General features: G+C 68.6%; 12 protein-coding genes and 1 pseudogene. 6 read left to right on the top strand and 7 right to left on the bottom strand.

Going from position 1 to position 12470, the window contains the following annotated elements; genetic code table 11:
* Positions 1 to 46 precede the first annotated feature (46 nt).
* Positions 47 to 502 (top strand): tellurite resistance TerB family protein, encoded by a 456-nt coding sequence (locus AMK21_RS02800; RefSeq protein WP_073873768.1) that lies wholly within the window; start codon positions 47 to 49, stop codon positions 500 to 502.
* A 72-nt stretch (positions 503 to 574) separates the two neighbouring features.
* On the top strand, positions 575 to 787 hold the full coding sequence (locus tag AMK21_RS02795) for a GlsB/YeaQ/YmgE family stress response membrane protein (protein WP_383850423.1): 213 nt from the start codon (positions 575 to 577) through the stop codon (positions 785 to 787).
* Positions 788 to 827: 40 nt separating this feature from the next.
* Here the strand turns inward: AMK21_RS02795 and AMK21_RS37015 are convergent.
* From AMK21_RS37015 to AMK21_RS02775, 4 genes and pseudogenes are all read right to left on the bottom strand, one after another.
* Positions 828 to 1118 (bottom strand): annotated as a pseudogene (locus AMK21_RS37015) (LytR C-terminal domain-containing protein); the annotation flags it as partial.
* A gap of 233 nt (positions 1119 to 1351) precedes the next feature.
* Positions 1352 to 2284, bottom strand: coding sequence for a M56 family metallopeptidase (locus tag AMK21_RS02785; protein WP_073873762.1), 933 nt, complete (start codon positions 2282 to 2284; stop codon positions 1352 to 1354).
* A 3-nt stretch (positions 2285 to 2287) separates the two neighbouring features.
* Entirely contained in the window at positions 2288 to 2689 is a 402-nt protein-coding gene (locus AMK21_RS02780) for a BlaI/MecI/CopY family transcriptional regulator (RefSeq protein WP_073873760.1), read from the bottom strand.
* Between the two features lie 534 nt (positions 2690 to 3223).
* A complete protein-coding gene (locus AMK21_RS02775) occupies positions 3224 to 4726 on the bottom strand; it encodes a SulP family inorganic anion transporter (protein WP_073873758.1) in 1503 nt (500 codons plus the stop codon).
* Positions 4727 to 5103: 377 nt separating this feature from the next.
* Between AMK21_RS02775 and AMK21_RS02770 the strand changes: the two genes are divergently transcribed.
* The 3 genes from AMK21_RS02770 (at position 5104) to AMK21_RS02760 (ending at position 8642) form a co-directional block, all read left to right on the top strand.
* Positions 5104 to 5505, top strand: a complete 402-nt coding sequence (locus tag AMK21_RS02770) for a MerR family transcriptional regulator (RefSeq protein ID WP_073873756.1) — start codon at positions 5104 to 5106, stop codon at positions 5503 to 5505.
* A gap of 678 nt (positions 5506 to 6183) precedes the next feature.
* Positions 6184 to 7869, top strand: a complete 1686-nt coding sequence (locus AMK21_RS02765) for a ribonuclease J (RefSeq protein ID WP_073873754.1) — start codon at positions 6184 to 6186, stop codon at positions 7867 to 7869.
* Between the two features lie 32 nt (positions 7870 to 7901).
* A complete protein-coding gene (locus tag AMK21_RS02760; protein ID WP_073873752.1) occupies positions 7902 to 8642 on the top strand; it encodes a spermidine synthase in 741 nt (246 codons plus the stop codon).
* Positions 8643 to 8953: 311 nt separating this feature from the next.
* Here the strand turns inward: AMK21_RS02760 and AMK21_RS02755 are convergent, their stop codons facing one another.
* From AMK21_RS02755 to AMK21_RS02745, 3 genes are all read right to left on the bottom strand, one after another.
* On the bottom strand, positions 8954 to 10546 hold the full coding sequence (locus AMK21_RS02755) for a peptide chain release factor 3 (RefSeq protein WP_073874242.1): 1593 nt from the start codon (positions 10544 to 10546) through the stop codon (positions 8954 to 8956).
* A 5-nt stretch (positions 10547 to 10551) separates the two neighbouring features.
* Entirely contained in the window at positions 10552 to 10995 is a 444-nt protein-coding gene (locus AMK21_RS02750; RefSeq protein ID WP_073873750.1) for a MerR family transcriptional regulator, read from the bottom strand.
* A gap of 328 nt (positions 10996 to 11323) precedes the next feature.
* Positions 11324 to 11728: a helix-turn-helix domain-containing protein gene (locus AMK21_RS02745; protein ID WP_234421810.1), complete on the bottom strand. Its 405-nt coding sequence runs from the start codon at positions 11726 to 11728 to the stop codon at positions 11324 to 11326.
* Between the two features lie 124 nt (positions 11729 to 11852).
* On the opposite strand from AMK21_RS02745, the gene AMK21_RS02740 reads away from it, so the two are divergent.
* Complete coding sequence (locus AMK21_RS02740; RefSeq protein WP_073873748.1) at positions 11853 to 12461, top strand: toll/interleukin-1 receptor domain-containing protein; 609 nt, start codon at positions 11853 to 11855, stop codon at positions 12459 to 12461.
* Positions 12462 to 12470 lie beyond the last annotated feature (9 nt).

Here is a 12470-nt window from a genome sequence, read left to right as displayed (position 1 = left end):
CGGCCCCCTTCCGGCCCGGACACCTCCTGACGCATATGGAGTTCTTATGGCCCTGTGGGATCGCTTCAAGGAGTCCGCGTCAACGATGCAGACGCAGCTCATGGCGAAGAAGAACGACCTCAAAAGCGGCTCCTTCCGCGATGCGAGCATGGCGATGTGCGCCCTGGTCGCCGCCGCCGACGGCACCATCGACCCGGCGGAACGGCAGCGGGTGGCCCAGCTCATCGCCACCAACGACGTACTGCAGAACTTCGCCGCGGACGATCTTCGGCGCCGCTTCGACGACAACCTGAACAAACTGACCGCCGACTTCGCCTTCGGCAAGGTCAGCGTGTTGCAGGAGATCGCCAAGGCGAAGAAGAAGCCCGCCGAGGCCCGCGCCGTCATCCAGATCGGCATCGTCATCGGCGGCGCCGACGGCGACTTCGACAAGGACGAGCAGGCCATCGTCCGCGAAGCCTGTTACACGCTGGACCTGCCGCCCCATGAGTTCGACCTCTAGCGAACAGGGCACACACCCGCACACGGCGTACTCGGAGAAGCGGACGCGGAGATCTCAGGCACCATCATCGGCGTGTTGGGACGCCTCGTCCTGTCGGGCCGACAGCACATCGGCACCCTGTGGACCATCCTCATCGGTATCGCCGCCGCCTTCCTGGGCACCACCATCGCGGCCGGACTGGGTGTCGCGGACTCCGAGAGCGTCGACCGGATCGAATGGCTGATCCAGATCGGCCTCGCCGTTGTTGGCGTCGCCGCACTCGAACGGGTCAAGTCCCGGCGCTGACGCTCCGCACCGGGTGCGGAGAAGGGTGGGCCTGCGGCACTCAGCCGCAGGCCCGCCCCTCTTTTTCCTGGCCGCCGGAGCGCGTCGGCGAATGCCGGCGAAGTCCGCACCCACGATGCGAGTGACGGCAGGCCGTGACGCCCATGTCAGGCTTCGTCGCGACATCGAGCAGCCGGGAAGCGGGCACTCCTGCCTGGCTTGCGAGGCCCTCCGGGTGGATGACCGCAGTCTCCTCCGCTGATTCGCGCGCGTATCCGGTGCCGGTGATGGTGTAGCCCGCCGCCCTCAGTGTTTCGGCGGCCTTCGCGACCTGACCGGGCACCCCGCTGCCGTTGAGGACCTGCCCTGTACGCGCACCGTAGCGGCGTACACCGGATCCTTGGAGCCCGCGGCCACCTTCTCCTTGTCGACCTCCTGGTCCTTGGCCATCGAGGCGAGGAGGTCTACGGCCTGAGGCCCGCCAACTGCCTTACTTCGCGCTCGTCCTCTGCAACCGCGGCTCCCCGCGGCGCGTGAACTCCACAGTCGCGTAGGGGAAGCTCATCCGTGGTGGGATGCTCCGAATTATCCGTAGGTGGCGGATTGCAGAACGAAGAACAAGGCGATCGCCGCGTTGAGTGCGGACAAGGTCGACGCGGCCGTTCCGGCTGCGGCGACGATGGCGGCCATACCGGCCGCAGTCAGTGCCGGCGGCCAGCCACCGGTCGGCGGAACCGGTCCCAGCAGAGCGGCAATACGTCGCGGTACCGGACCGGCCTCGGCGAAGGCGGCCAAGCCGGGTACCCCCGCGCGCCGGGAGATCAGCGCGGCCTTGCCGACGGCGCGTGCCGTTGTCCGGCGGTCTCCGGTAACCCGGGCGGCTTCCTCGTCGGCCCAACGCTCCGTGCTGTATCCCACCGCCGCACGGAACGGCCGCAGCAGCGGGTTCGCGCAGCCGGAGAGCTGCACCGTGAGCAGAAGGCGGTGGTGCCGTCCGGCAAGGTGGGCGCGCTCGTGGGCGAGCAGCGCGCGGCGCTCTGCCTGGCTCAGGCCGGAGAGCATGCCGGTGGAGACCAGGATCCGGCCCGGAGAGCCCGGCAGCGCGTACGCGTACGGCACCTCGTCGGCGAGTACGGCGACCTGCGAAGCGTCTGGATGCGCGGCGAGCGTGCGATGAGCTCGGGCACGGAAGCCGTAGTGCCGTCGCAGTGCCAGCGTGCACGCCACGACCACGAGGGCAAGGGCGCCGATGGACGCCTTCCCGGCCACCTCGTCGTACGGAACCGCCTCTCGCACCTCGGGATCGGACCAGCTGTCGGGCAGCGGGTTGCCGGGTAACTGCGCCGTACCGACCACGACTAGGAGCCCGAGGCACAGTGTGCTGCATGCGGCGAGGATCGCCCCCACCCAGGTCAGCAACAACGCCGCGATGCGCGGATGCAAATGCTGTTCAGCCAGCCGCGCGATCGGCAGTGCGGTCAGCGGCAGGATCAGGGGCAGGAAGACGAAGACGCCCATCGGTCAACGCTCCGGATCATCAGCTTCGTTGAGGAGGGAGCGCAGGAGCTGCTCGTCGTGTGAGGACAGAGAGGACACGAAACTGGAGAGCACCGCATCGCGGTCCTTCTGGTTGTCGAGCAGCTTGCGCATGCGCATGGCCACCAGACCGGCCCCGTCCGCCACCGGCGTCCACTCGAAGGACCGGCCGGCCCTGGTGCGGGCCACCGCCTTCTTCGCGTACAGCCTGGTCAGGATCGTGATGACCGTGGTGTACGCCAGATTGCCGCCGAGCTGTTTCTGCACCCACGCGGCAGCCACCGGGCCCGGTGCCGAGCCGAGCACCGACAACACCTGCATCTCAAGTTCGCCCTGGCGCCTGCGACCGCGTCCATCCGGGCTCGCCGTCTCCGTGCCGTCAACCATGGCGCGGCCCCCTCTCCGTTCCGCCGCCCCGAACCGGTACGAGCGTCGAGGAGGCATCGTACTGGCCACTTGGCGCCAGCCTCTTCCGCGATCGGAACGCCTGTGTGACCGGAAGGCGCCGACAGGCACACCCAGTTCACACACCTATCAGCTCCCGCAGCGGCTCAAGTCAACCGATCTGGCCACGCAGATGCACGTGTGGACCGAACGGTCCGACGGGACGATCACGCTCGCCGAACAGGATGCTTCGAGTACGCGTCGTGTAGAGCAGGTGATCCGTGGAACGAGAGAGTCGATTACTCTCCGCCACCTCACAGCCGGAGGGTCGATGGCCGCTGCTGCGCCGCACGCACGAACTGTCGCGCGGAAGCGAGCACACCGGCAGCACCTTCCCCAAGGCGGTACCGACTGCGTTACGGAGTCCGGCGCGCAATCTGTGGACGACGCACGCCCGGGGCAAGCCCTCGCACGGCAAAGCCGCCCCCGTACGCGGTCCGCTGCCGGGGCGGTCAGGGGCGGCTTGTATCGGTCTTCTCAGTGGCCGGCGGTGAGCTGGCCGGCGAGCTTGCCGTGCATCTCGGCACTGGCCTTGTTGAGGCCGATGATCGTGACCTTCTTGCCGCGCTGGGCGTACTTGGTCTCGATGGCATCCAGGGCGGCGACGGAGGAGGCGTCCCAGATGTGCGTTCCGGAGAGGTCGATGACGACGTCGTCGGGGTCGTCCTTGTAGTTGAACTGGTAGACGAGGTCGTTGGAGGAGGCGAAGAACAGTTCCCCGGTGACCGCGTAGACGACCTGGTTGCCGTCCGGGTCGACGACCCCGGAGACCTCGGCGATGTGGGCGACCCGCTTCGCGAAGATCACCATCGCGGTGATGCAGCCGAGAACGACACCGATGGCGAGGTTGTGGGTGGCCACCACCGCCGCGACGGTGACGACCATGACGGTCGTCTCACCGACCGGCATCCGCTTGAGCGTCTTGGGCTGGATGGAGTGCCAGTCGAAGGTGGCGAAGGAGACCAGGATCATCACCGCGACGAGAGCGGCCATCGGGATGTCCGACACGATCGGGCCGAACGCGATGCACAGGACCATCAGGAAGGTACCGGCGAGGAAGGTGGAGAGGCGGGTCCGGGCGCCGGACGTCTTCACGTTGATCATGGTCTGGCCGATCATGGCGCAGCCGCCCATGCCGCCGAAGAACCCGGTGACGATGTTGGCGATGCCCTGGCCGATGGACTCTCGGGTCTTGTTGGAGTGGGTGTCGGTGATGTCGTCGACGAGCTTCGCGGTCATCAGCGACTCCATCAGCCCCACCAGCGCGAACGCGAAGGCGTACGGGGCGATGATGGTGAGGGTGTCCATGGTGAACGGCACATCGGGCAGACCGGGGACGGGCAGCGAGGACGGGAGGTCGCCCTTGTCGCCGACGTTGGGGACGGCGATGCCGGCGGCGACGGTGATCACGGTCAGTGTGACGATGGCGACCAGGGGTGCCGGGATCACCGTGGTGATCTTCGGGAAGAACACCATGAGGGCCAGACCGCCGATGATCAGCGGGTAGACGGCCCACGGGACGTCCCGCATCTCGGGCACCTGCGCCATGAAGATCAGGATGGCGAGGGCGTTGACAAAGCCGACCATCACCGAGCGCGGGACGAACCGCATCAGCTTGGCCACCCCGAGCGCGCCCATCGCCATCTGCATCAGGCCGCCGAGGATGACGGCGGCGATCAGGTAACCGAGCCCGTACTCGTGGTTGAGCGGTGCGATGACCAGGGCCATGGCACCGGTGGCCGCGGAGATCATGGCCTTGCGGCCACCCACGATCGAGATGACCACGGCCATCGTGAAGGAGGCGAACAGGCCGATGGCCGGGTCGACGCCCGCGATGATCGAGAAGGAGATCGCCTCGGGGATCAACGCCAGGGCAACGACGAGGCCGGCCAGCACCTCGGTGCGGAAGACCTTCGGGGAAGCGAGCCAGTCCGGCTTGGACATACGCAGCTTGGGAGCTGCGGACAGCGGTGTAGACATGCAACCGTTTCTGTTCGGGCGCACACATCCACCGGTCTGGACACGCACGCATCGTTCTCGACTCCACACAGGGGGCGGAATCCCGGCAGCCCGGCGCCGATAGGGCTCTGCCTGATCGGGCGGCAGCCTTCGTGGCCGACAGTCGGGCATCATTGCCCGATAAGCCGTGAGGCCCTGGCCGGGGCTCAAGCGTCAGCGAGGTCTGCCCAGCGGTCTCGGCTCACTGAAAATCGTACCCTGACGTCAAGGCAGAGTGCGAGTTGCGGCTTGTGAAATGCAGGTAAACACGTCTGCGGATCATGTGATTATGGACACGTATGCTGGTTCCCTTCGAACGATCGAAGAGCAGCCGGTTTATAGAGGAGGCAGGCGCGGAGATGGCAGAGCGGCAGATGCAGATCGGTGAGGTGGCTGAGCGGACCGGCTTGTCGCTGCGCACGATCCGGCACTACGAGGAAGTCGGCCTGGTCATCCCCTCCGCCCGCAGCAAGGGAGGTTTCCGCCTGTACACCGAGACGGACGTCGACCGCCTGATGGTGATCCGTCGTATGAAGCCGCTGGACTTCTCACTGGAGGAGATGCGGGACCTTCTGGAGATCGTCGACCGCATCGCAGCCGACGACGCGCCTACAGCCGAGGAGCGGGAGCGCCTGCATGAGCGGCTGGGCTCCTACCGGAAAGTGGCCGACGCGCGCTGCGAGACGCTGCGCGCTCAGCTCATGGCCGCCGAAGACTTCGCCGCCACACTGCGCCGCAGGCTCAACGCCCGGAATTCCTGACGGCCCGGCCTCGGGACGGTATGCAAGTCCTCCCTGATCCATACCTCGCCCCGCTGCGGACATGCGACTGGCATCGATGACGACGAGGGATGCGGTTCACCGGCTGTGCGCCCCGACGCCACGCGTCTCGCCTTTCGCGCAGCCTGCCCCAGCGGGGCGGTCGCGCACACCCCCGAAGGGAACGGCGGCGTCACCGACACCTGGTCCCGCGTGCTGCCCTCCCCCGCCGGACCGAGCGCTCCGCGACCTCAGTCCGCGCGGACGACCGCCCGTCGACTCGTTGCGAGGTGCCGGCTCGCGAAGCTGACAGCCGATGGGAACGCGGCCGACACCAACCTGGCCTCACGGGACAGCGGCGCCTGAGCCCGAGGGCGGGGGGCGTCCAGATTCTCGGTCGGGACGAAAAACCATTCCGACCTGCGCCCAGTGGCGAGTGGCGGCGATGACGTCCTCTGCGGGTGAAGGGCTTCCATTCGAGCTTCGCCGGCCCGTCGAAGTGCCTACTGCGCTGCAGCCTCGTCCAGGAGAGCGGCGAGCGAATCCACCAGCGTTTCCTCACGATCGGCTTCAACGTGGCTGGTCCCGAGCGCCGTCCCCCCCTCTTCGCGTGGGTCGTGAGGCAGGCTGAGTCCCGCCCCATAATGGATCATCCCCGCAACTCTCCGGTAGCGTCAGCGTATGAGCCATCCACATCCTGATCTGAAGCCCGCCCCTCCTCTGGCCCCGGGAGGGCTGAGAGTCGTCGCCCTGGGCGGTCTCGGAGAGATCGGCCGCAACATGACCGTCTTCGAGTACGCCGGCAAACTGCTGATCGTCGACTGCGGCGTGCTGTTCCCCGAGGAGACCCAGCCCGGCGTCGACGTGATCCTGCCCGACTTCACCTCGATCCGGGACCGTCTGCACGATGTCGTCGGGGTGGTCCTCACCCACGGACACGAGGACCACATCGGCGGCGTGCCCTACCTCCTGCGAGAACGCCGGGACATCCCGGTCATCGGCTCGAAGCTGACGCTCGCCTTCCTTGAGGCCAAGCTCAAGGAGCACCACATCAAGCCCACGACGGTGCGGGTGAAGGAAGGGGACCGGCGCGACTTCGGGCCCTTCGGCTGTGAGTTCGTGGCGGTCAACCACTCCATCCCCGACGGCCTCGCGGTCGCCATCCGCACCGGTGCCGGGATGGTCCTGCACACCGGTGACTTCAAGATGGACCAGTTCCCGCTGGACGACCGCATCACCGACCTGCGCGCCTTCGCCCGGCTCGGCGAGGAGGGCGTCGACCTGTTCCTCACCGACTCCACCAACGCCGAGGTGCCCGGTTTCACCACATCCGAGCGCGAGCTGAACCCCGCCATCGAGCACGTCATGCGGACCGCCCCGCGCCGGGTCATCGTCTCCAGCTTCGCCAGCCACGTCCACCGCATCCAGCAGGTTCTCGACGCCGCACACCAGCACGGACGCAAAGTCGCCTTCGTGGGCCGGTCCATGGTCCGCAACATGGGCATCGCCCGCGAACTGGGCTATCTGAGGACGCCGCCGGGCCTCGTGGTCGAGGCAAGGGAGCTGGAGAAGCTGCCCGACCACAAGATCACCCTGGTCTGCACGGGCTCCCAGGGCGAACCGATGGCCGCCCTCTCCCGCATGGCCAACCGCGATCACTCGATCCGTATCGGTCAGGGCGACACCGTCCTGCTCGCCAGCTCCCTCATCCCGGGCAACGAGAACGCCATCTACCGGGTGATCAACGGGCTGACCCGCTGGGGCGCCAACGTCGTCCACAAGGGCAACGCCAAGGTCCACGTCTCCGGCCACGCCAGCGCCGGTGAACTCGTGTACTGCTACAACATCGTCAAGCCCCGCCATGTCATGCCCGTCCACGGCGAGTGGAAGCACATGCGGGCCAACGCCGACCTCGCCATCCGTACAGGCGTCTCACCGGACCGCGTGATCATCGCCGAGGACGGCGTCGTCGTCGACCTCGTCGACGGGCGCGCCTCGATCACCGGAAAGGTCCCCGCCGGCTACGTGTACGTCGACGGCATGACGGTCGGCGGCGCGACCGAGGCGTCCCTGAAGGACCGCCGCGTCCTCGCGGAGGAGGGCGTCGTCACCATCGTGGCGATCGTCGACACCGACACCGGAGCACTCGCGGAGGCGCCCGACTTCCTCGCTCGCGGATTCGAGCACGACGACACCACCTTCGAGCCCGTGATCCCGCTCATCGAGAAGACCCTGGCCGCAGCGGCGCAAGAGGGCATCGGCGACCACCACCAGCTCGAACAGCGCATCGCTCGCGCCGTCGCCTCCTGGGCCTTCCGCAGCCACCGCCGCAAGCCCCTGATCATCCCCGTCGTCATCGACGCCTGACATCGCGCCGCCGACCGGAGGAGACCCCCACCATGACCACCCGCTTCGAGGAACTCGACTGGAAGCCGACACCGATCGGCGACATCAGCTTGCGGCGCCGACGCGACCCGTTGTCGGGAGCCGACGTGTACGAGGTGAAGCTCGGGGACGAGTTCCTGATGTCCAGCCTCTTCACCGAGGGCGAGATCGCCCTCGCCAGGCTGGGCCTCGCCCCGCTCGCGCACCGCCCCGGCCTCGATGTCGCCGTCGGCGGCCTCGGCCTCGGGTACACGGCACATGCCGCACTGGAGGAGCCGGGCGTCCGCTCCCTGATCGTCGTCGACACCCTCGGCGAGGTCATCGACTGGCACCGACGCGGCCTGGTACCGCTCGGCACCGCGCTCGGCTCGGACGACCGCTGCCGGCTGGTGCACGGTGACTTCTTCGCCATGGTGCGGGAGGGCCACGGGCTGGACCCGCAAGCCGAGGGCCGCCTGTTCCACGCCATCCTGCTGGACGTCGACCACTCCCCCCGTCACGTGCTGCACTCGAGCCATGCCGCTCTCTACCGGCCGGAGGGCCTGAGCGCCCTCTGCCGCCTTCTCCACCCCGGAGGCGTCTTCGCCCTGTGGTCCAACGACCCGCCGGACGACGACTTCGTCTCCCTGCTCGCCGACGGCTTCCAGAGCGCCGCCGCCCACGTGGTGGAGTTCCCCAATCCGCTGCGAGGCGGCACCTCGACCAACACCATCTACGTGGCCATGACGGGCAGCGCACCGGAACCAAAGGCCTGACCATCCTGCCTGGATTCGCCGGTCGGCGCGCACCGCAACGCTCCTGACTGCGCTCTCCCGCCCCCTGCCCCGGTGTCCGCCCTCTCCGACGCCACGTGGATCTACGGCATCCCGGCCGACGATTCGGACGGAGCCGTGGGGCAACACCCCTGGCCAAGCGGGAGCGGGCGGGCGAGGCTCGCGGAAAGCCCCTTCGCGCAGGCTCTGCATGACAGTCGCCCACTCTCTCCCAGGGTGAGGTGTGGCCCCCCTCCCGGGCCAGGGTCCCCAGAGGCCCCTGCCTTCGGCTCCTGCCGCCTTCGGCAGGTGTGCTATTCGTGGGCGGCGAGGAGGGTGCCGAGGCTGGCGTCGGGGAACTGCCGCCGGAAGGAGTTCGCCTGCCAGCGGTCGGGGAACAGCGCGAGCTGCGCTTTGTCGCGGATCCTGGTCAGCGCCTCGCCCTTGACCAGCTGGGAGCGGTTGAGGGTGTCCGCTCCGGCGGCGTCGGTGGCCCGCGCCAGGTGATAGGGCAGCATCTCCAGGCGGACGGGTGCGGAGAACTCCCCGGCCATCCGGGCGGAGACGACGTCGAACTGCATCGGCCCCACCGCCGCCAGGACCGGTGCCTGGTCCCCGCGTGTGTCACTCACGAGGACCTGCACGACGCCCTCCTCGTCCAGCTGGGCGATGCCGCGGCGGAACTGCTTGGAGCGGCTGATGTCGACCGGCCGTACGACCGCGAAGTGTTCTGGGGCGAAGGTCGGCATGGGCGGGAACAGGGCCGGCGGCCCGTCGTAGAGGGTGTCGCCGACGCGCAGGGCCGCGGCGTTGATCAGTCCGACGACGTCGCCCGGGTAGGCGGTGTCGACCATGGAGCGGTCCTGGCCGAAGACGCTGTGGGCGTACTTGGTGGCGAACGGCTTTCCGGACGCGGCGCGGGTGACGGTCGCGCCTCTTTCGAAGACGCCCGAGCACACCCGCAGGAAGGCGATCCGGTCCCGGTGGGCCGGGTCCATGTTCGCCTGCACCTTGAACACGAGCCCGGAGAAGGGTGCGTCGACGGGCCTGCTGCCGCCGCCTTCCAGTTGCCGCGGCCCCGGGGGCGGGGCGAGGTCGACGATGGCGTCCAGGAGCAGCCGTACGCCGATGTTGGAGACCGCCGCGCCGAAGAAGACCGGCGTGGAGCCGCCCGCCAGGAACGAGGCTTGGTCGAAGCCGGCACCGTCCGCCTCCAGCAGCTGGAGCTCCTCCACCGCCTGCTGCCAGTCGGCGCCCTCCTCGAACGCGGCCCGCTCGGCGGGAACGACCTCTTCGGCGGCTTCGTGCGCGCCGCCGGGGGTACGGGTGTAGCGGAGCATCCGCTCCGGCTCGCGTACGTCGACCAGGCCGCGCAGGTAGCCGGAGGTGCCGACCGGCCAGTTCACCGGGGTGGGCTTGAGCCGGAACTCGCGCTCGATCTCGTCCAGCAGCTCCAGGGCCTCCCGGCCGGGCCGGTCCCACTTGTTGATGAACGTGATCACGGGGATGCCCCGGTGCCGGCAGACGTCGAAGAGCTTACGCGTCTGCTCCTCCAAACCTTTGGCCGCGTCGATCAGCATGACCGCGCAGTCCACGGCCGCCAGCACCCGGTAGGTGTCCTCGGAGAAGTCCGCGTGCCCAGGAGTGTCCAGCAGGTTCAGCACGCAGTCCCGATAGGCGAACTGCAGGACGGCGGAGGTCACGGAGATACCACGGGCCTTCTCCATCTCCATCCAGTCCGACGCCACACCCCGCCGCCCGGACTTGCCGTGCACCGCCCCCGCCGACGTGATCGCGTGCGCGTGCAGCGCCAACGCCTCGGTCAGCGTCGACTTGCCCGCGTCCGGGTGACTGATCACCGCGAACGTACGCCGCCGGGCCGCTTCAGCGGCGGCCCACTCGCGCATGGCGTTCACCGCGCCGCCTCCGATCCAGCCACCGACGTATCCAGCAGGTGAGCGAGCTGCTCATGGAGGGAACGCGCGAACGCCTCCGCCGTCTCCAGCTCACGGCGCAGGTCCTCACACCGCGCATCGGCCCGCACCCAGTACTTCCGCAACTTCGCCACCAACTCCTCGCACGCCTGCTCATCATTCTCCGGCAGCGGACCACCGCGGCCAGGAAGCCGGTCCAGCACATCGAGCAGCGCCCGCACATCGTCCAGACAGAACCCGAGCGGCCGCATCCGACGCACCAGCACCAACCGCCGCACCTCCGACTCCGTGAACAGACGGAAACCACCCAGACTGCGCCCACTGGGAGCGACCACACCGACGCTCTCGTAATGACGGATCGTGCGCAGGGACAGACCCGAGCGCCCGGAGACCTCACCGATCCGCATCAGCCGCTCACCCACGACTCCACCGCCCCGCGTCGCCCGTCCGGCACCTTCGCCTCCTACAAATCTACCTTGACGTCAGGGTAGACTGGTAGCTGCTGCAACGGAGTCGGGCAACCGCCACAATCAGGCGGCCTCATGTTTCCGCCAAGGGGGGCGTTCCGCCGCCACCCCGAGCGTCGGCGGCCGATCCCGGCCTTGAAGTTCGCACCTGCGCCGTCGCCGTACAGCGGCAAGGTCGTCGGCTTCCGCGACGACCGTAAGAGCCGATTCGAGCTCGATCCGGACGTTGGGCCCAGGGCCCCGTCATCGCAGCAGCAGCGTCCGAGCAGTAAGCATGCAGCCCTCATGGCCTGAGAACAAGCCGCGTATGCCGGGCCGGACCCCGATGGACTGGTGAAGATCGCAGCATCCCGCTCGACGGCCGTGGGACCGCGCCACGACGCTCCTCGACGACGTCCTCGGACCGGGCGCCGTGGCGGCCGGTCCCGGCCAGCTCGACGAGTTCCCCGCCGGTGCCGAAGGCCGCGTCGCATGCGGCGGCCACAGCGGGTGTCGGGTTGCGCAACCCGCTCTCCAGATTGCAGATCTGCCCTTCGGAGACGTTCGCACGCCGGGCGGCGTCGCGCACGCTCCACCCCCGACGTGCCCGGAGTGTGGCCAGGACGACGCCGAAGCCGCCCGGCGGCAGACGCGTGCCGGCCGATCTCCCTCCCGGGACCGCCCCTGCCGCGCTGTCCGCCGGATCCATACCCGTCAGCGTACGGAGCCTTGCGGCCGCTATTCGATCCCCGGCGAATAGCCACCGAGCGCGTACGCCGCCCCTAGGGTGAGCACAATTCCTGACATCAAGGCTTGCCAGAAAGGGGGGAATTGTGCCGCGCGTCTTCCTCAGCTTTCGCAAACCGGACTCCCGGTGGATGCGAGACCGCGTCTATCGCGCACTGTCCGAACGCTTAGGTGCCGACGAGATCTTCAAGTCGGGCCAGTCGATCCCGCCCGGGGCCGATTTCGCCGAGATCCTGCGGCGGCAGGCCGCCGAGTGCGAGCTCATGTGCGTACTGATCGGGCCCGGGTGGCTCGACGCACGGGGCGAGGACGGTGTGCGGCTTCTGGACCGGGATCACGACTGGGTCCGCGTAGAGATCGCGACAGCTCTGCGGGCGGGAAACCGCGTTGTCCCGGTCCTTCTGGGTGACGCGACGCCGCTGCCCGACGCCTCGACTCTGCCGGCCGTGATCGCGGAGCTGGCGGGCCTGCAGTTTCTCCGCGTTCCGGAGACCCATTTGGCGGACGGGCTGGCGCACTTGGGCGACGAACTGGCCTCTCTCCTATCCGGTACCGATACCGGCCCCGCTGACGAACTCGGGCACGGCACATCGCCGGCCGCCGATCCGGAGCCGTCGATGACCATGACGGCCCATGTGTCCGGCGGCGGCAGCGCCTACCAGGCGGCCTGTGATCAGACGATCAGGCTGGCGTGAGGGGCGGAC

Source organism: Streptomyces sp. CB00316 (assembly GCF_001905595.1).
Taxonomy (GTDB): Bacteria; Actinomycetota; Actinomycetes; order Streptomycetales; family Streptomycetaceae; genus Streptomyces.
Note: the sequence above shows the minus strand (reverse complement) of the source record. Positions and strands in the feature narration are given on the sequence as shown.

Coding starts and splice junctions, on each gene's coding strand:
- AMK21_RS02800 (WP_073873768.1), top strand. CDS start 47: ATGGCCCTGTGGGATCGCTTCAAGGAGTCCGCGTCAACGATGCAGACG.
- AMK21_RS02785 (WP_073873762.1), bottom strand. CDS start 2,284: ATGGGCGTCTTCGTCTTCCTGCCCCTGATCCTGCCGCTGACCGCACTG.
- AMK21_RS02780 (WP_073873760.1), bottom strand. CDS start 2,689: ATGGTTGACGGCACGGAGACGGCGAGCCCGGATGGACGCGGTCGCAGG.
- AMK21_RS02775 (WP_073873758.1), bottom strand. CDS start 4,726: ATGTCTACACCGCTGTCCGCAGCTCCCAAGCTGCGTATGTCCAAGCCG.
- AMK21_RS02770 (WP_073873756.1), top strand. CDS start 5,104: ATGGCAGAGCGGCAGATGCAGATCGGTGAGGTGGCTGAGCGGACCGGC.
- AMK21_RS02765 (WP_073873754.1), top strand. CDS start 6,184: ATGAGCCATCCACATCCTGATCTGAAGCCCGCCCCTCCTCTGGCCCCG.
- AMK21_RS02760 (WP_073873752.1), top strand. CDS start 7,902: ATGACCACCCGCTTCGAGGAACTCGACTGGAAGCCGACACCGATCGGC.
- AMK21_RS02755 (WP_073874242.1), bottom strand. CDS start 10,546: ATGCGCGAGTGGGCCGCCGCTGAAGCGGCCCGGCGGCGTACGTTCGCG.
- AMK21_RS02745 (WP_234421810.1), bottom strand. CDS start 11,728: ATGGATCCGGCGGACAGCGCGGCAGGGGCGGTCCCGGGAGGGAGATCG.